This window comes from Ewingella sp. AOP8-B2-18, assembly GCF_052376015.1.
Lineage (GTDB): Bacteria > Pseudomonadota > Gammaproteobacteria > Enterobacterales > Enterobacteriaceae > Ewingella > Ewingella allii.
Genome location: NZ_JBQSVB010000002.1, coordinates 566,439 through 585,077 on the forward strand (window position 1 = coordinate 566,439; position 18,639 = coordinate 585,077).

At 51.7% G+C, this 18,639-nt stretch carries 18 protein-coding genes and 1 other annotated feature; of the genes, 17 read left to right on the top strand and 1 reads right to left on the bottom strand.

Annotation, left to right across the window (positions count from 1 at the left end; all coding sequences use genetic code 11):
* Window positions 1-19 precede the first annotated feature (19 nt).
* From thrS to ihfA, 8 genes are all read left to right on the top strand, one after another.
* Window positions 20-1,948: a threonine--tRNA ligase gene (thrS, locus tag ACT3RR_RS06855; RefSeq protein ID WP_353502455.1), complete on the top strand. Its 1,929-nt coding sequence runs from the start codon at window positions 20-22 to the stop codon at window positions 1,946-1,948.
* Window positions 1,949-1,951: 3 nt separating this feature from the next.
* On the top strand, window positions 1,952-2,503 hold the full coding sequence (gene infC, locus ACT3RR_RS06860) for a translation initiation factor IF-3 (RefSeq protein WP_013576136.1): 552 nt from the start codon (window positions 1,952-1,954) through the stop codon (window positions 2,501-2,503).
* A gap of 96 nt (window positions 2,504-2,599) precedes the next feature.
* Entirely contained in the window at window positions 2,600-2,797 is a 198-nt protein-coding gene (gene rpmI / locus ACT3RR_RS06865) for a 50S ribosomal protein L35 (RefSeq protein ID WP_013576135.1), read from the top strand.
* A gap of 40 nt (window positions 2,798-2,837) precedes the next feature.
* Window positions 2,838-3,194 carry a 50S ribosomal protein L20 gene (rplT, locus tag ACT3RR_RS06870; protein WP_034791189.1) on the top strand — a complete coding sequence of 119 codons (357 nt, stop codon included), beginning with the start codon at window positions 2,838-2,840 and terminating at the stop codon, window positions 3,192-3,194.
* 109 nt (window positions 3,195-3,303) lie between these two features.
* Window positions 3,304-3,428 (top strand) — a sequence feature (Phe leader region).
* Window positions 3,309-3,353, top strand: coding sequence for a pheST operon leader peptide PheM (gene pheM, locus ACT3RR_RS06875; protein WP_133845469.1), 45 nt, complete (start codon window positions 3,309-3,311; stop codon window positions 3,351-3,353). It overlaps the preceding feature by 45 nt.
* A 100-nt stretch (window positions 3,429-3,528) precedes the next feature.
* Window positions 3,529-4,512 (top strand): phenylalanine--tRNA ligase subunit alpha, encoded by a 984-nt coding sequence (pheS, locus tag ACT3RR_RS06880; RefSeq protein WP_353502454.1) that lies wholly within the window; start codon window positions 3,529-3,531, stop codon window positions 4,510-4,512.
* Window positions 4,513-4,526: 14 nt separating this feature from the next.
* Window positions 4,527-6,914, top strand: a complete 2,388-nt coding sequence (gene pheT / locus ACT3RR_RS06885; protein WP_496199997.1) for a phenylalanine--tRNA ligase subunit beta — start codon at window positions 4,527-4,529, stop codon at window positions 6,912-6,914.
* A 4-nt stretch (window positions 6,915-6,918) separates the two neighbouring features.
* Entirely contained in the window at window positions 6,919-7,215 is a 297-nt protein-coding gene (gene ihfA / locus ACT3RR_RS06890) for an integration host factor subunit alpha (protein WP_004717732.1), read from the top strand.
* Between the two features lie 315 nt (window positions 7,216-7,530).
* On the opposite strand, the gene ACT3RR_RS06895 is transcribed toward ihfA, so the two are convergent.
* Window positions 7,531-7,665, bottom strand: coding sequence for a hypothetical protein (locus tag ACT3RR_RS06895; protein ID WP_396130409.1), 135 nt, complete (start codon window positions 7,663-7,665; stop codon window positions 7,531-7,533).
* Between the two features lie 273 nt (window positions 7,666-7,938).
* Here ACT3RR_RS06895 and ACT3RR_RS06900 point away from each other — a divergent pair, with 273 nt between their 5' ends.
* The 9 genes from ACT3RR_RS06900 (at window position 7,939) to arnA (ending at window position 18,632) form a co-directional block, all read left to right on the top strand.
* Window positions 7,939-8,310 carry a DUF2502 domain-containing protein gene (locus ACT3RR_RS06900; RefSeq protein ID WP_353502451.1) on the top strand — a complete coding sequence of 124 codons (372 nt, stop codon included), beginning with the start codon at window positions 7,939-7,941 and terminating at the stop codon, window positions 8,308-8,310.
* Between the two features lie 377 nt (window positions 8,311-8,687).
* Complete coding sequence (locus ACT3RR_RS06905) at window positions 8,688-10,070, top strand: diaminobutyrate--2-oxoglutarate transaminase (RefSeq protein ID WP_496200065.1); 1,383 nt, start codon at window positions 8,688-8,690, stop codon at window positions 10,068-10,070.
* A gap of 18 nt (window positions 10,071-10,088) precedes the next feature.
* On the top strand, window positions 10,089-11,561 hold the full coding sequence (locus ACT3RR_RS06910) for a pyridoxal phosphate-dependent decarboxylase family protein (RefSeq protein WP_496199998.1): 1,473 nt from the start codon (window positions 10,089-10,091) through the stop codon (window positions 11,559-11,561).
* Between the two features lie 197 nt (window positions 11,562-11,758).
* The gene (gene btuC / locus ACT3RR_RS06915) at window positions 11,759-12,760 is read left to right on the top strand and encodes a vitamin B12 ABC transporter permease BtuC (protein WP_496199999.1); all 1,002 of its coding nucleotides are present in this window, start codon (window positions 11,759-11,761) and stop codon (window positions 12,758-12,760) included.
* Window positions 12,761-12,821: 61 nt separating this feature from the next.
* Complete coding sequence (locus ACT3RR_RS06920) at window positions 12,822-13,373, top strand: glutathione peroxidase (protein ID WP_486033539.1); 552 nt, start codon at window positions 12,822-12,824, stop codon at window positions 13,371-13,373.
* 19 nt (window positions 13,374-13,392) lie between these two features.
* The gene (gene btuD / locus ACT3RR_RS06925) at window positions 13,393-14,160 is read left to right on the top strand and encodes a vitamin B12 ABC transporter ATP-binding protein BtuD (protein WP_496200000.1); all 768 of its coding nucleotides are present in this window, start codon (window positions 13,393-13,395) and stop codon (window positions 14,158-14,160) included.
* A 367-nt stretch (window positions 14,161-14,527) separates the two neighbouring features.
* Window positions 14,528-15,670 (top strand): UDP-4-amino-4-deoxy-L-arabinose aminotransferase, encoded by a 1,143-nt coding sequence (gene arnB / locus ACT3RR_RS06930; RefSeq protein WP_396130415.1) that lies wholly within the window; start codon window positions 14,528-14,530, stop codon window positions 15,668-15,670.
* The gene (gene arnC, locus ACT3RR_RS06935) at window positions 15,670-16,650 is read left to right on the top strand and encodes an undecaprenyl-phosphate 4-deoxy-4-formamido-L-arabinose transferase (RefSeq protein ID WP_353502445.1); all 981 of its coding nucleotides are present in this window, start codon (window positions 15,670-15,672) and stop codon (window positions 16,648-16,650) included. Before arnB ends, arnC begins: the two co-directional genes overlap by 1 nt.
* Entirely contained in the window at window positions 16,650-18,632 is a 1,983-nt protein-coding gene (gene arnA / locus ACT3RR_RS06940) for a bifunctional UDP-4-amino-4-deoxy-L-arabinose formyltransferase/UDP-glucuronic acid oxidase ArnA (protein WP_353502444.1), read from the top strand. The genes arnC and arnA overlap by 1 nt, the downstream gene beginning before the upstream one ends.
* The last annotated feature ends 7 nt before the right edge of the window (window positions 18,633-18,639 follow it).

Genomic DNA, 18,639 nt, shown 5'->3' on the forward strand with positions numbered 1-18,639 from the left:
CTGTAGATAAGGAATTAACATGCCAGTTATTACTCTTCCTGACGGAAGTCAGCGTTCGTTTGATGCTCCCGTTTCTCCCCTTGATGTCGCCCTTGATATCGGTCCAGGTCTGGCGAAAGCCTGTATCGCTGGCCGCGTAAATGGCGAATTGGTTGATGCAACGGATCTCATTACTCAGGACGCACAGTTAGCGATCATCACTGCCAAAGACGAAGCCGGTTTGGAAATCCTGCGTCACTCCTGTGCGCATTTGTTAGGTCACGCAATCAAACAATTGTGGCCGAACACCAAAATGGCCATTGGTCCAGTTATCGACAACGGTTTCTATTACGACGTTGATATCGATCGCACGCTGACTCAGGAAGACCTCGATCTGCTTGAAAAGCGTATGCACGAGTTGGCTGAAAAGAATTACGACGTAATTAAAAAGAAAGTCAGCTGGCAGGAAGCGCGCGATACTTTTGCAAGCCGTGGCGAGCAATACAAAGTGGCAATTCTGGATGAGAACATCAGTCATGATGATCAGCCAGGCTTGTATCACCATGAAGAATACGTCGACATGTGCCGCGGTCCGCACGTGCCAAATATGCGTTTCTGCCATCACTTCAAACTGCAGAAAACCTCCGGTGCTTACTGGCGTGGCGACAGCAAAAACAAAATGCTGCAACGCATCTACGGCACCGCGTGGGCTGAGAAGAAGCAGTTAAATGCTTATCTGCAACGCCTTGAAGAAGCCAGCAAACGCGACCACCGTAAAATTGGTAAGCAGCTTGACCTGTACCACATGCAGGAAGAAGCGCCAGGCATGGTGTTCTGGCACAACGACGGTTGGACTATCTTTCGCGAGCTGGAAGCCTTCGTGCGCATGAAACTGAAGTCTTACGACTATCAGGAAGTCAAAGGTCCATTCATGATGGACCGCGTACTGTGGGAAAAAACAGGTCACTGGGATAACTATAAAGACGCGATGTTCACCACCTCTTCCGAGAACCGTGAGTATTGCATCAAACCGATGAACTGCCCGGGCCACGTGCAGATCTTCAACCAAGGTTTGAAATCTTACCGCGACCTGCCATTGCGTATGGCTGAGTTCGGTAGCTGTCACCGTAATGAGCCATCTGGCGCATTGCACGGCCTGATGCGCGTTCGTGGCTTTACTCAGGATGATGCGCACATCTTCTGTACTGAAGAGCAGGTCCGTGACGAAGTAAACAGCTGTATTCGCATGGTTTACGACATGTACAGCACTTTTGGTTTCGAAAAGATTGTGGTGAAACTTTCCACCCGTCCTGAGAAGCGCATCGGTACTGACGAAATGTGGACTAAAGCCGAGGATGACTTGGCTGCTGCACTGACTGAAAACAAGATTGAATTCGAATATCAACCGGGCGAAGGCGCGTTTTATGGTCCGAAAATTGAATTCACCTTGCATGATTGTTTGGATCGTGCGTGGCAGTGTGGTACCGTGCAACTCGACTTTTCATTACCGGGTCGCTTGAACGCGTCTTACATCGGCGAAAGCAACGACCGTCAAGTGCCAGTAATGATTCACCGAGCAATTTTGGGCTCTATGGAACGCTTCATCGGTATTCTTACCGAAGAGTATGCAGGTTTCTTCCCAACGTGGATTGCTCCGGTTCAGGTTGTGGTAATGAATATTACCGATACACAAGCTGCCTATGTCGAAGAATTAACTAAAAAACTGCAAGATGCAGGCATTCGCGTTAAAGCCGACTTGAGAAATGAGAAGATTGGCTTTAAAATTCGCGAACACACGCTACGCCGTGTCCCTTATATGTTGGTTTGTGGCGATAAAGAGGTCGAAGCAGGCAAAGTTGCCGTTCGTACCCGCCGCGGAAAAGACTTGGGAAGCATGGACGTTAGCGAAGTCGTTGACAAACTGCTGGCGGAAATCCGCAGCAGAAGTCTTCATCAACTGGAGGAATAAAGTATTAAAGGCGGAAAACGAGTTCAACCGGCGCGTCCTAATCGCATTAACAAAGAGATTCGCGCGCAAGAAGTTCGCCTCACCGGCGTCGATGGCGAGCAGATTGGTATTGTCAGTCTGAATGAAGCTCTTGAAAAAGCTGAGGAAGCGGGCGTCGATTTAGTAGAAATCAGTCCGAATGCCGAACCGCCAGTTTGTCGAATCATGGATTACGGCAAATTCCTCTACGAGAAGAGCAAGTCGACCAAAGAGCAGAAGAAGAAGCAAAAAGTTATTCAGGTTAAGGAAATCAAATTCCGACCTGGTACCGATGATGGCGACTATCAGGTCAAACTACGCAACCTGATTCGCTTTCTGGAAGATGGCGATAAAGCCAAAATCACCCTGCGGTTCCGTGGGCGTGAGATGGCGCACCAACAGATCGGTATGGAAGTGCTTAACCGCGTCCGTAAAGACCTGTGTGAAGATTCTGAATTGGCCGTTGTCGAATCCTTCCCTACGAAGATCGAAGGCCGTCAGATGATCATGGTGCTCGCACCTAAGAAGAAACAGTAAGGCTTCCAAGTAACTTCCCCCGCGCAGTGCTTGCGCTGCGTGGGTTTAGTTCGCCTTTCTGATTCATGTAATTAACAATGCGAAGTGGAATTTAAAATGCCAAAGATCAAAACAGTACGTGGCGCCGCTAAACGCTTCAAAAAAACCGCTAACGGTGGTTTTAAGCGTAAGCACGCTAACCTGCGTCATATTCTGACCAAAAAAGCTACTAAGCGTAAACGTCACTTGCGTCCAAAAGGCCTGGTATCCAAGAACGATTTGGGTCTGGTCTCTGCATGTCTGCCGTACGCATAAATACACTTTTTTTAATCAAGAATAATACTCAGGAGAGCATATGGCTCGCGTAAAACGTGGTGTGATTGCACGTGCACGTCACAAGAAAATTTTAAAGCAGGCGAAAGGTTACTACGGTGCCCGTTCGCGCGTATATCGTGTTGCATTCCAGGCTGTTATCAAAGCTGGTCAATACGCTTACCGTGACCGTCGTCAAAAGAAACGTCAGTTCCGTCAGCTGTGGATCGCGCGTATCAACGCAGCAGCTCGTCAGAACGACATGTCTTACAGCAAATTCATTAACGGCTTGAAAAAAGCTTCTATTGAAATTGACCGTAAGATTTTGGCTGATATCGCAGTTTTCGATAAGTTCGCGTTCAGCGCACTGGTAGAAAAAGCGAAAGCAGCTCTGGCGTAAGTCAGCTAAAAAGAGGGAGCTTGCTCCCTCTTTTTTGTTTATAATCAGTCAAGTTGTCATCTCACAGTGTGACAATAACGCCAGCAAACTGAGCATCAACAAGGTAACGCAAGCATGAACACTGCTATTTTCCGTTTCTTTTTTTACTTTAGCGCCTGATTCAGGAAGGCTTTCGCGCGTAAGAGAAGAAACGAAAAGTAGCGCCTAAGCCTCCCTCGTGGAGGCTTTTTTGTATCTGTTCTTTATTTACTAAGGTTCAGGGCTTAACGCGCGCCCCTGATAAATTACCGGTTATTTCACATCCGGCCATATAAGCCAGAAGAAGAGGAAAGCAATGCCACATCTCGCAGAACTGGTCGCCAGTGCCAAGGCCGCCGTAGAGAGTGCTCAGGATATTGCCGCATTAGAAACAGTGCGCGTCGAATATTTGGGTAAGAAGGGCCATTTTACGCTCCAGATGAAAACGCTGAGCGAATTACCTGCTGAAGAACGTCCAGCCGCAGGTGCAGTCATTAACCAGGCGAAGCAAGAAGTCCAGGAAGCGCTGAATGCGCGTAAGAACGAGCTTGAGTCAGCGGCGATGAACGCCCGTCTGGCAGAAGAAACCATCGACGTTTCACTGCCGGGCCGTCGTATCGAAAATGGCGGTTTACACCCAGTGACCCGCACCATTGACCGTATTGAAACTTTCTTCGGCGAGTTAGGTTTTTCGGTCGCCACCGGCCCTGAAATCGAAGATGACTATCACAACTTCGACGCCTTGAATATTCCAGGCCACCACCCGGCGCGTGCCGACCATGACACCTTCTGGTTCGACGCTACCCGTCTGCTGCGCACCCAAACTTCTGGCGTACAAATTCGTACCATGAAAGGCCAGCAGCCGCCGATCCGCATTATTGCGCCGGGCCGCGTATATCGTAACGACTACGACCAGACTCACACCCCGATGTTCCACCAGATGGAAGGGCTGATCGTTGATAAAGACATTAGCTTCAGCAACCTGAAAGGGACGCTGCACGACTTCCTGAATAACTTCTTTGAAGCTGATCTGCAGATTCGTTTCCGCCCGTCTTACTTCCCATTCACCGAGCCTTCCGCTGAAGTTGACGTCATGGGCAAAAACGGCAAATGGCTGGAAGTACTGGGTTGCGGGATGGTGCATCCAAACGTGCTGCGCAACGTAGGTATCGATCCAGAAATCTATTCGGGCTTCGCATTCGGTATGGGCATGGAGCGTCTGACCATGCTGCGCTATGGCGTAACCGATTTGCGCGCTTTCTTCGAAAACGATCTGCGTTTCCTCAAACAGTTTAAGTAAGGCGGGAATATCACATGAAATTCAGCGAACTTTGGTTGCGTGAATGGGTAAACCCAGCCATCAGCAGCGAAGCATTATCCGACCAGATCACCATGGCCGGGCTAGAAGTCGACGGCGTTGAGCCTGTCGCGGGTGCCTTTAACGGCGTTGTCGTGGGTGAAGTGGTCGAGTGCGGCCAGCATCCTAACGCCGATAAACTGCGCGTGACAAAAGTAAACGTCGGCGGCGATCGCCTGCTCGACATCGTTTGTGGCGCCCCGAACTGCCGTCAGGGTCTGAAAGTTGCTGTAGCCACCGTCGGCGCGGTATTGCCGGGCGACTTCAAAATCAAAGCCGCCAAACTGCGCGGTGAGCCTTCAGAGGGCATGCTGTGCTCCTTCTCCGAACTGGGCATTTCCGACGACCATGACGGCATCATTGAACTGCCATTGGACGCGCCTATCGGTACTGACATCCGTGAATTCCTCAAACTGGATGACAACACCATTGAAATCAGCGTGACCCCAAACCGTGCCGACTGTCTGGGCATCATCGGCGTGGCGCGCGACGTCGCGGTGATTAACCAGCTCGCTCTGAACGAGCCGGATATGTCGCCTGTTGCTGCTACCATCAGCGACGTGCTGCCAATTGACGTGCAGGCAACCGAAGCCTGCCCGCGCTATCTTGGCCGCGTAGTTAAAGGCATCAATGTTAAAGCCGCTACGCCACTTTGGATGCGTGAAAAGCTGCGTCGTTGCGGCATTCGTTCCATTGACCCAGTGGTTGATATCACCAACTACGTGCTGCTGGAACTTGGCCAGCCAATGCACGCCTTCGACCTCAATCGCATTCAGGGCGGCATCGTTGTGCGTCTGGCGAAGAAAGATGAAGCGCTGACACTGCTTGATGGCACCGAAGCCAAGCTGAATGACGACACGCTGGTGATTGCTGACCACGAGAAAGCCTTAGCCATGGGCGGCATTTTCGGTGGTGAGCACTCCGGTGTAAACGAAGAGACGCAGGACGTCCTGCTCGAAAGCGCCTTCTTCAACCCGCTGTCCATCACCGGCCGCGCCCGCCGTCAGGGTCTGCATACTGATGCATCCCATCGCTACGAGCGTGGTGTTGATCCACAGCTGCAATTCAAAGCCATGGCGCGCGCCACTGCGCTACTGCTGGAGATTTGTGGTGGTCAGGCTGGACCGGTTATCGATGTCACCTCTGAAAAAGACCTGCCAAAAGCCGCCACTATTGAGCTGCGTCGTGAAAAACTGGATCGCCTGATTGGTCATCACGTTGAAGACACACAGGTTACCGACATCCTGACTCGTCTTGGCTGCAAAGTAGAGCATCACGGCGCAAGCTGGACGGCGGTTGCGCCAAGCTGGCGTTTTGATATGCAAATCGAAGAAGATTTGGTCGAGGAAGTGGCCCGCGTGTATGGCTACAACAACATTCCTGACGTGCCGGTTAAGGCTAATCTAGAAATGACCAAGCATCGCGAAGCCGATTTGTCCCTGAAGCGGGTGAAAAACCTGCTGGTGGATCGCGGTTTCCAAGAAGCGATCACCTACAGCTTCGTTGACCCTAAAATTCAGAACTTACTGCATCCGGGCGAAGAAGCCCTGATTCTGCCAAGCCCAATCTCGGTAGAAATGTCAGCCATGCGTCTTTCTCTGTGGACTGGCCTGCTGACTTCAGTGGTTTATAACCAGAATCGCCAGCAGAACCGCGTGCGTATTTTTGAAAGTGGCCTGCGCTTTGTTCCTGATACACAAGCTGATTTGGGTATCCGTCAGGACGTCATGCTGTCTGGTGTGATCGCAGGTAACAAAAATGAAGAGCATTGGGATCTGGCGCGTCAGGCGGTTGACTACTACGATTTGAAAGGTGATCTTGAAGCGATTCTTGAGCTTACCGGCAAATTGGATGACGTTCAGTTTAAAGCTGAAGTGAATCCAGCACTGCATCCAGGACAGAGTGCAGCAATTTATTTACGCGGCGAACGTATTGGTTTTATTGGTGTAGTACACCCAGAGCTGGAACGTAAGCTGGATCTGAACGGTCGCACAGTGGTGTTCGAAATGCTGTGGAATAAGGTCGCAGACCGCGTGCTGCCTGATGCGAAGGAGGTTTCTCGCTTCCCAGCTAACCGTCGTGACATCGCTGTTGTCGTGGCTGAAAACGTTGCCGCAGACGATATTTTGGCAGAGTGTAAGAAAGTTGGCGCAAATCAGGTAGTTGGCGTAAACTTATTTGACGTGTACCGTGGGAAGGGCGTGACTGAAGGCTATAAAAGCTTGGCCATCAGTCTGGTATTGCAGGATACCGCTCGTACACTGGAAGAAGAGGAGATCGCCGCTACCGTTGCAAAATGCGTAGAGGCTCTAAAACAGCGATTCCAAGCATCCTTGAGGGATTGAACCTATGGCGCTTACTAAAGCTGAAATGTCAGAACACCTGTTTGAGAAGCTTGGGCTTAGCAAACGGGATGCCAAAGACCTGGTCGAACTGTTTTTCGAAGAAGTGCGTCGCGCTTTGGAGAATGGCGAACAAGTTAAATTGTCTGGTTTTGGCAATTTCGATCTGCGTGACAAAAACCAACGTCCGGGACGTAACCCGAAAACCGGCGAAGATATTCCTATCACGGCGCGCCGTGTGGTGACTTTCCGTCCGGGGCAGAAGTTGAAAAGCCGGGTTGAGAATGCCACTCCAAAAGAGTAAGTGAGTTGGACAAAAAGGTCGCGAAAGCGGCCTTTTTTTTATGCTTTACCTGTCAAAGTCCACATCCTTCTTTTTCTTGACTGCCATTTTTAAAGATTTTAATTAGAGTTTGAAAAAATAACGTTAAGAGGCTTTAGCCTTCAGGAATAGTCTGATAGATTAATTTCATCGGCCTTGATCGTTTATTTAAATTTGTTTGCTGGTCTGAAGAAATAAAAAATCAAACAAACAAAAAGGGACCGAAGTCCCTTGATGAAAAATAATTATTGTGTTTATTACTCATGCCAGTGAGTAATGACCTAATAAAAAATACTACTAATAAGGATGCCCGTAGTAACCGCGATGATAACCACCATGGTAGCCGCCGTGGTCGTAAGGGCCGGGGAAGATGCAGCCGCTCAGGCTTATGACAACCAGAGTGATGCCAACGAAAGCTAATATTCTACGCATGGAAATATCCTTTATCTGAATAAACGCTCTCAGTATAAATAGATAGTCATCAGATTGTTGTCAGGCTAACGTTAAGATCTGTTAAGGCCACTATAATATTTGTCGAGTTATCCATGGGCGATTTAATGATTTATTTCCCGTGAGATACATTTGTTTTAATTGAGTAAGCAAGAAGAAAGTTAACCGCAAAACTCCTGTTATCCGATAGCCTCATTTATTCCCCTTGTTATAAGTTTTGCCCTGAGCACGACGCAAACTAATAAGGCGGATACCATGAATAAATCATTCTTACTCTTATGCTGTGTACTGGCCTTACCCGTGGTTGCGCAGGCCAACGTGGTGGTTGATATCAACACGCCGGGGGTGACGCTGCACATTGGCGACCAAGACCATCGTGGATACTACTGGGACGGCTACGACTGGCGAGCGCCTCAGTGGTGGCATGCTCATCAGGGGCATTATGTCGGCGAGCGTAACAATCGCGGGATGTACTGGCGCGGCGACCGTTGGCAGCCAGCACCGCCCCCGCCGCCAAGACCTGTTCACTATCAACACGGCCAGCCCTATGACCACGGCAGGCCGCATCCTGACGACCGTCGCGATGATAATCATCAGCCACTTCCGCCACAGGGACCTCGAGGTTAATCTCTCATCACTTAGCCGGTACGCCCTACCGGCTACAAAAGATGCTTTTTTGTGCTTTTTTCTCCCGCTTTTCCTCTCAAATCCCCATTTTAATCCCTGAGTTATAAACCCTTTAAGGCCGCCATCTTGCTGATTGAAATGCCTTTTTATAGCCGTTGGATGGACGCCTCAGCGCGTTATCAGATTTAACATGGTCAATTAACGGCCAATTTATTGATTCCTATGATAAAAATTATAAACAAACCTTAACAAAATAAATTATTGAGCCGAGGAGTAAAAAGCCATATATTGGCCGCGTTTTACACACTGTGATTGATTTTTTATTCATTTATTCAACTTTGGCGTTAGCGATAACCCCCAGTTGTAGGAGAGATATGATGACGGATAAAGTCCGTATTGATAATTTTGGTGCGAATTCATTAAACGGAAACAATGAAGCCTATTTAGCGAGACAAGCTGAATTTGAATCGAATGTTAGGAGCTATCCACGCAAATTGCCGTTTGCAATTGCGAAGGCCCTAGGGGTTTGGATCACCGATGTTGAGAATAATCAATATCTTGACTGCCTTGCTGGCGCGGGAACGCTAGCCTTAGGACATAACCATCCGGATGTGTTGCAAAGCATACAAAATGTCATTACCAGCGGCTTGCCGTTACATACTCTCGATCTGACGACGCCGTTGAAAGATCAGTTCTCAGAATACCTGCTGTCGCTGTTGCCGGGAGAGGGTAAAGAGTACTGCCTGCAGTTCACTGGCCCATCGGGTGCCGATGCGGTTGAAGCTGCGCTGAAGTTAGCTAAGAAACACACTGGCCGCAGCGGCGTGATCAGTTTCTCTGGCGGCTACCATGGGATGACCCACGGTGCGCTGGCGGTGACGGGTAACCTGTCTCCGAAAGAAGCGGTTAACGGCATGATGCCAGAAGTTCAGTTTATGCCTTACCCGCACCTGTACCGCTGCCCGCTGGGTATCGGCGGCGATGCTGGCGTTAAAGCATTAACTTACTACTTCGAAAACCTGATCAATGACGTTGAGAGTGGCGTGCGCAAACCTGCGGCGGTCATTCTGGAAGCTGTTCAAGGCGAGGGTGGGGTTAACCCGGCTCCGGTTGATTGGTTGCAGCGCATTCGCAAAGTGACGCAAGAGCACGGCATTCTGCTGATCCTCGACGAAGTTCAGGCTGGCTTTGCCCGTACCGGTAAGTTCTTCGCCTTCGAACACGCTGGCATTGAGCCAGACATCATCGTGATGTCGAAAGCCGTGGGCGGCGGTCTGCCATTAGCCGTTCTGGGTATCAAGAAGCAGTTTGATGCATGGGAGCCGGGCCACCATACCGGGACTTTCCGCGGCAACCAGCTGGCGATGGCTACCGGCCTGACCACGCTGAAGATCCTCAAAGACCAGAAAGTGGCTGACAAAGTGGCTGCGCAGGGCGAATGGCTGAAAGAAAGATTGGCCGAAATGCAAAAACGCTACCCGGTGATTGGTCACGTTCGTGGTCTGGGCCTGATGATGGGTATCGAAATTGTTAAGCCAAACGAGCCTCAGGACCACATGGGTTGCTACCCTGCTGACGGACAGTTGTCCGCATTGCTCCAGAAAAAATGTTTCGAAGCAGGCTTGATTCTGGAACGCGGCGGCCGTAACGGTTGCGTTCTGCGCCTGTTGCCTTCTCTGTTGATCACTAACGAAGAGCTGGGCGTATTCTTGGATAAATTTGAACAGGCCTTGTTAGCCGCTGGCATCAAGCCTGTCTAAATGGAGCAGTTGAACACAATGTCCAAGTTAAACCCAATTCTGGCGTCCTCGGTGCAGAGCACCGAGGCTTACCAGCAGGCCATCGCGCAGAGCAGCGCGGCCGTGGTGCAGTGGCTACAGCAGCCTGAAATGTATCAGGGCAAAACGGTCGCTGAACTACGTGAACGCATCACGCTGGATTTCAACCCTGAAGGCCTTGGCAATCAGGCTGCGATTGAACGTGCGATCGAGTATTTCTTAAAAGACAGTCTGTCCGTGCATCACCCACAGTGCGTGGCGCATTTGCATTGTCCAAGTCTGGTGGTTAGCCAAGCTGCGGAAGTGTTGATTAACGCCACCAACCAGAGCATGGACTCTTGGGACCAAAGCCCGTCAGCCACCATCATTGAGATGAAGCTGATCGAATGGCTGCGTACCCAAGTCGGTTATCAGGCTGGCGACGCCGGTGTATTCACCAGCGGCGGCACCCAAAGTAACCTGATGGGCCTGATGTTGGCGCGCGACGCCTTCTTCGCTCGTCAGGGCCACTCCATCCAGCAGGATGGTTTAGTCGGCAATCTGCGTAAAATCAAAGTCTTCTGTTCTGAGAATGCCCACTTCTCCGTGCAGAAAAACATGGCGCTGCTGGGTCTGGGCTATCAGTCCGTGACCTTAGTGAAAACCGATGAGTTTGCGCGCATGGATCTTAACGATTTGCGCGACAAGCTGGCGCAGGCGAAAGCCAACGGCGAACAGGTTCTGGCTATCGTGGCGACCGCAGGTACCACCGATGCGGGCGCTATCGATCCGCTGCGTGCTATTGCCGAGCTGGCTGCCGAGCAGCAGATCTGGGTTCACGTCGATGCAGCCTGGGGCGGCGCGCTGTTGCTGTCCGAGAAGTATCGCGACTATCTGGACGGCATTGAGCTGGTGGATTCCATTACTCTGGACTTCCACAAGCAGTTCTTCCAGACCATCAGCTGTGGCGCGTTCTTGCTGAAAGAAGCTCGTCATTACGAACTGATGCGTTATCAGGCGGCTTACCTGAACTCTGAATTCGATGAAGCGCAGGGCGTGCCGAACCTGGTGTCCAAATCCTTGCAGACCACCCGTCGTTTCGACGCTTTGAAACTGTGGATGGGTCTGGAAGCTCTGGGTCAGAAGCAATATGCCGAAATCATCGACCACGGCGTGACGCTGGCTCAGGAAGTGGCTCAGTATGTTACCGAGCAGCCTTCTCTTGAGTTGGTGATGAAGCCGCAGTTAGCCAGCGTGCTGTTCCGTTACCGTCCAGAGCAGTTGGCCTGTGCGGGCGACGAAGCGGTTGCACTGCTGAACCAACGCATTGGTGATGCGCTGTTAGATTCTGGCCGCGCCAATGTGGGCGTCACTGAGTCAAACGGTGTAACCTGCCTGAAACTGACTCTGCTGAACCCAACCGTGACGCTGGAAGACATTCAGGTGCTGCTGGCGCTGGTCGACAGCACGGGGCAGAAGTTGCTGAACGCCTAATTCGCACACTCTGAGCGAATCGCCATTAAAGCCGATAACATGATTATGTTATCGGCTTTTTTTATTGGTTTTTTTCTGCTGAAGAAAAAGCACTGGCCGTCGTGCAGGCGGCTATAGAGCTAAGCGACTAATATCGGTAGGATAGCTTTCACTTATTGATGGCCGAGTGCCGTGTATCGCCTCAGGATAATGTCTCTTTGCTAAACCACAATCCCACCTTTCGCCAGCTTGAGTCCCAACAGCGTCGCCACGCCTATGCGCGGCTAGGAGGGCTTGGGGGGGTTCTGCTGCTGGTGTTTATTTTCAGCCTGTGCGCCGGTGAGAAGTGGCTTTGGCCGAGTGAATGGTTTGATGCTCAAAACCAGCTGTTTGTCTGGCAACTGCGTTTACCTCGCGCGCTGGCAGTGATTCTGGTCGGAAGTGCGCTGGCGGTAGCCGGGGCGGTGATGCAGGCGCTGTTTGAAAACCCGCTGGCCGAGCCAGGCTTGCTGGGCGTTGCCAACGGCGCAGGCGTGGCGCTGGTGCTGTGCGTGATGCTGGGCAATGGGTTAACTCCCGTTTGGATTTTAAGCCTGGCCGCCATCGCCGGGGCGCTGATCACCACCTTCATCCTGCTCTATTTCGCCAGCAAACGGCTGTTAGCAAATGCCCGTTTGCTGTTGGTTGGCATTGCTATTGGCATCGTGTGCAGCGCCGTGATGACCTGGTCGGTCTACTTCAGCAGTAATCTGGATTTACGCCAGTTGATGTACTGGATGATGGGCGGCTTCGGCGGGGTAGACTGGCGGCAATATTGGCTGGGGCTGATGTTACTTCCTGCTCTGATATGGATGAGTGCCCAAGGTAAATCGCTGAATCTGCTGTCGCTAGGCTTAGCGCAGGCGCAGCAATTAGGCTTACCCGTCGCCGTGTGGCGCAACCTGCTGGTGCTCGCCGTCGGCTGGGTGGTGGGGCTGAGCGTCGCGCTGGCCGGGGTGATTGGCTTTGTTGGCTTGGTTATCCCTCATATATTGCGGCTGTGTGGCATCACCGATCAAAAACATTTATTACCTGCTTGCGCCTTAGCCGGGAGCAGCGTGCTGCTGCTCGCCGACGTGCTGGCGCGCATCGCACTTTATTCGACCGAACTGCCAATTGGCGTTGTTACCGCCACGCTGGGTGCGCCGCTGTTTATCTGGCTACTGCTTAGATCTGGCTGAGAAAACCGAATAGATTTCAAAAACGAGTCACTAAACCTGCAAATCATAACGGGAAATAATCATGAGTAATGCAATATTTGACGTTGAACTGAAGAAAATTAATGGCGAAAAAACCACCCTGGGCGAGTTTAAAGGCTCCGTGCTGCTGGTGGTGAATGTGGCCTCCGAGTGCGGCCTGACCAAGCAGTATGAGGGACTGGAAAAGCTGTATGAAGAGTTCCACGATCAAGGTTTTGCAGTCTTAGGCTTCCCGTGTAATGAGTTTGGCGCGCAAGAGCCGGGCACGGAAGAAGAGATCCACAGCTTCTGTACCACCCAGTTTGGCGTGAAATTCCCGATGTTCAGCAAGCTTGAGGTGAATGGCGAGAACCGTCACCCGCTGTATCAGGCTCTGATCTCCGCCCAGCCGAAGGCCGTAGAGCCAGAGGGTAGCGAATTCTTGGCGCGTATGACCAGCAAAGGTCGCGCCCCAGCGCAGCCAGGCAACATTCTCTGGAACTTCGAAAAATTCCTGGTGAGCCGCGATGGCACGGTTATCCAACGTTTCGCGCCAGACATGACTCCGGAAGATGCCCAGCTGGTTAGTGCAGTTAAACAAGCATTAACCAAGTAACTTTGGGGCCGAAACGCTGATGCTGGAATGCAATAACCTGAGCGTAGCCGAGCGGCTGCGGGCTTTTTCCACTCAAGTGGAGGCGGGCAGCCGCGTCCACATTATCGGGCCGAACGGCGCGGGGAAAAGCAGCCTGTTGGCCCGCATGGCGGGCTTGCTGCAGGGAGCAGGGAGCGTCAGCCTTTCAGGAAAACCTTTAGATACCCTGTCCGGGCCAGAATTGGCAAGGCGGAGAGGGTATCTGTGTCAGCAGTCTGCACCGATATCCATGATGCCGGTGTTCCAGTATTTGTCCCTGCATCAGCCCGCCATGGCCGAGGCTAAATTGGTCGAAGGCACTATCACGCTTTTAACCCGCGAGTTGCATTTAGATGATAAGCTCCAGCGCGCGGTAACACGGCTTTCTGGCGGTGAATGGCAGCGGGTCAGGCTGGCGGCGACTTTGTTACAGGTCTGGCCGACGCTCAATCCGCAAAGCCAACTCTTATTGTTGGATGAGCCGACCAATAGCCTTGATGTGGCTCAACAGCAAGCACTGGACGGCCTTATTGATAACTATTGCGCCAGTGGCAGAATTGCCATTCTGAGCGACCATGACCTCAACCATAGCTTGCACCATGCCCGCCGGGTTTGGCTGATGAAAGCGGGGCAGGTGGTGGCGTCAGGAGAATGTACGGACATTATGCAGCCTCAAAGGCTTTCTGAAGTATTTAGCGTGGATTTTCAAATGCATAACGTTGGAAATCAGCGCTGGCTGAGCGCGGTGCCTGCCGTTATTGCACATTAATTCATCTTAATATGACAAACTTATTATTTAAGTAATGCTTGTTTACAATATTATTGCTCTCCAATAATAGATCGCGGGCTAACAATAATTTTCCCTGCTGAGTCTTAAGAAATAGCGTATTTAATTTTCAGAATTCTTAATAATCCCCGCTATGTGACTGAAATAATTACTCTATTCATTATCGAATATATCGGTTGATTCACATTTTTCCTATTTTCTTTACAGATAACTTGACGCGCCTTAAGGTTAAATTAAGCTTGTGCTGGCAATGTTTCCGATTATTTCGGCTCGGCGTTTAATTATTGTTAAATCAAACCGCTTTAGAGTCTGAACTGAGTTATTACCTCTTTGGGATTGGGATAGTGTCATGGAAAATTTTTTGCCTTTCTCTCGCCCGTCAATGGGTGAGGAAGAAATTGAGGCTGTGAGTCAGGTTCTGCGCTCTGGTTGGATCACCACCGGGCCACAGGCGAACCAGCTCGAACAGGATTTTGCGGCGACCTTCGGATGTAAACATGCTATCGCCGTCGCATCGGCAACGGGGGGGATGCACGTCACCCTGATGGCCTTGGGCATTGGCCCTGGCGATGAAGTCATCACCCCTTCTCAAACTTGGGTTTCGACCCTGAACATGATTGTTCTGCTTGGTGCAGAGCCGGTTATGATTGACGTTGACCCTGATACGTTAATGATCAACGCAGACGACGTCGCGGCGGCAATTACCCCACGCACCAAAGCGATTATTCCTGTGCATTACGCGGGCGCCCCGTTGGATCTCGACCCTATTTACGCTCTGGCTAAACAGCACGGCATCGCCATTGTAGAAGATGCAGCGCACGCGGCAGGCACGCGTTATCGCGATCGCTGGGTGGGCTCGCAGGGCACGGCCATTTTCTCTTTCCACGCCATTAAAAACATGACCTGCGCCGAGGGTGGTTTAGTGGCCACTGACGACGACGAGCTGGCAGCCAAAGTGCGCGCGCTTAAGTTCCATGGTCTGGTGGTCGATGCCTTTGATCGTGAGGTGCAGGGGCGTAAGCCGCAGGCCGAAGTGATTGAGCCGGGCTTCAAATACAATCTTTCTGACATTCAGGCCGCGATTGCCGTGGTGCAACTGCGCCGTCTGCCTGAGATCAATGCCCGACGCACCGAGCTGGCGAATCTCTATTTAGAGAAGCTGCAGGGTTCACCGTTCATCCCGATGAAATCCCCTGACTACCCGCACCTGCACGCCTGGCACCTGTTTATGATCCGCGTCGACACCGATCGTTTGGGCTTTAGCCGCGACCAGTTGATGGAGCGTTTAAAAGCCAAGGGTATCGGCACCGGACTACATTTCCGTGCGGCCCACACGCAAAAGTATTATCGCGAGCGTTATCCAGAACTTAGCCTGCCGAATACTGAATGGAACAGCGAGCGCCTGTGCAGCTTGCCTCTGTTCCCCGATATGCAGGACAGCGATGTTGATCGCGTTGTTGCAGCCCTTTTTTCACTTCTGGAGAAGCAGTAGTGGCGCAATTTGAACCCATTCGTAAAGTTTCGATCGTTATTCCGGTCTATAACGAAGAAGAGAGTCTTCCAGCACTGCTGTCGCGTACCCAAGCAGCGTGCCGCCAACTGACTCAAAAATATGAAATTATTTTAATCGATGATGGCAGCAGCGACCGTTCAGCTGAAATGCTGACCGAAGCGGCTGAAGTCCCTGAAAACTGCGTCGTTGCGGTGCTGCTTAACCGTAACTACGGCCAGCACTCAGCGATCATGGCCGGTTTTAGCCATGTATCGGGCGATTTGGTTATCACTCTGGACGCTGACTTACAGAACCCGCCGGAAGAGATCCCGCGTCTGGTGGCCAAAGCCGAAGAAGGTTATGACGTGGTGGGCACCGTGCGTGCTAACCGCCGTGACTCCTGGTTCCGCAAGTCCGCCTCAAAGCTCATCAACATGATGATCCAGCGTGCCACCGGTAAATCCATGGGTGACTACGGCTGCATGCTGCGCGCTTACCGCCGCCACATCATTGAAGCCATGTTGCACTGCCACGAGCGCAGCACTTTTATCCCTATTTTGGCCAATACCTTTGCGCGCAAAACGGTGGAAATCCCGGTGCAGCACTCGGAACGCGAATTTGGCGATTCTAAGTACAGCCTGATGAAACTCATCAACCTGATGTACGACCTAATCACCTGTTTGACCACCACACCGTTGCGTATGCTCAGCGTAGTGGGCAGCGCCATCGCGCTGTTTGGATTCGTGCTGGCGGTCTTCCTGATCCTCATGCGTTTGATTCATGGTCCAGTTTGGGCTGCTGAGGGCGTCTTCACGCTCTTTGCCGTCTTATTTATGTTTATTGGTGCACAATTCGTGGGTATGGGATTACTCGGTGAATACATCGGGCGTATCTACAATGATGTTCGTGCGCGTCCCCGTTATTTTGTTCAAAAAGTCGTTGGAATACGTTCTGACGAAAACAGCCAGGAAGAAGAGTAATGAAAGCGATTGTATTTGCCTACCATGATATTGGTTGCGTGGGGCTTCAGGCCTTAGTTGACGCGGGTTATGACGTACAAGCAGTATTTACTCATACTGATTCGCCAGACGAAAATAACTTTTTCTCTTCCGTAGCCCGCGTGGGCGCGGGTTTGAACCTGCCGGTTTATGCACCGGAAGATGTGAATCACCCTCTGTGGGTTGATCGTATCCGTGAATTGCAGCCCGACGTGATTTTCTCCTTCTACTACCGCAACATGCTCAGCGAAGAAGTGCTGTCGCTGGCACCGCTGGGCGGTTTCAACCTGCACGGCTCTCTGCTGCCTCGCTACCGTGGCCGCGCGCCGGTTAACTGGGCGCTGCTGAAAGGCGAAAGCGAGACAGGCGTGACCTTGCATAAGATGGTTAAACGCCCTGACGCGGGTGACATCGTGGGCCAGCTTGCTGTGCCAATCAGCAGCGACGATATCGCGCTGACGCTGCACGCCAAAGTGCGTGACGCGGCAAAAGTGCTGTTGACCGACGTCCTGCCAAAAATCAAGCAGGGCAACGTGACGCTGACCCCGCAAGATGAGTCTCAAGCGAGCTACTTCGGCCGCCGTACCGCCGCTGACGGTGAGATCCACTGGCACAAATCTGCGACTGAAATCAATAACCTGATCCGCGCCGTGACCGAACCTTACCCGGGTGCTTTCACCTACCTCGGTCAGCGTAAAATGACTATCTGGCGTTCACGTCCGCTGGCCACCGCCCACGACAAACAGCCGGGCACCGTGCTGTCCAGCGATCCGCTGGTAGTGGCTTGTGGCGAAGGCGCGCTGGAAATTCTGGCGGGCCAGAGTGAATCCGGTCTCTACGTTCAAGGTTCTCGCCTGGCGCTGGAACTGGGCATCATGCCTGACGTTAAACTCAGCTCGCTGCCAACGGCGGTGATGAAACGCCGTACTCGCGTGCTGATCTTAGGGGTTAACGGCTTCATCGGTAACCACCTGAGCGAGCGCCTGCTGCGCGAAGATAACTATGAAATTTTCGGTCTGGACATCAGCTCTGATGCCGTGAGCCGCTTCATGGATAACCCGCACTTCCACTTCGTTGAAGGCGATATCAGCATTCACTCCGAGTGGATCGAGTATCACATCAAGAAGTGTGACGTGATCCTGCCGCTGGTGGCGATCGCAACGCCAATCGAATACACCCGTAACCCACTGCGCGTGTTCGAACTGGACTTCGAAGAGAACCTGAAAATTGTTCGTGACTGCGTGAAATATAAAAAACGCATCATCTTCCCATCCACTTCTGAAGTGTATGGCATGTGTGACGACAAAGAGTTCGACGAAGATACTTCTCGCCTGATTGTTGGCCCAATCAACAAACAGCGCTGGATCTACTCGGTGTCTAAGCAGCTGCTGGACCGCGTTATCTGGGCTTACGGCGTGAAAGAGGGGCTGCGCTTCACCCTGTTCCGTCCATTTAACTGGATGGGTCCGCGTCTGGACAACCTGGATGCAGCCCGTATCGGCAGCTCACGCGCCATTACTCAGCTGATCCTCAACCTGGTTGAAGGTTCTCCCATCAAGCTGGTTGACGGTGGCGAACAGAAACGTACCTTTACCGACATCACTGACGGTATCGAGGCGCTGTTCCGCATCGTCGAGAACAAAGAAGATCGCTGTGATGGCCAAATCATCAACATCGGTAACCCAACCAACGAAGCCAGTATTCGCGAGTTGGCCGAGATGCTGCTGCGTAGTTTTGAAGCTCACCCACTGCGTGATCAGTTCCCGCCGTTTGCCGGTTTCAAATCCGTGGAAAGCAGTACTTACTACGGCAAAGGTTATCAGGACGTTGAGCACCGCACGCCGAGCATCAAGAATGCCAAGCGTTTGCTGGGCTGGACCCCTGAAATCGCGATGGATAAAACCGTCGAAAAAACCCTCGATTTCTTCCTGCGTTCGGTTAATCCAGACAACAATCAGGCATAACGGTAAG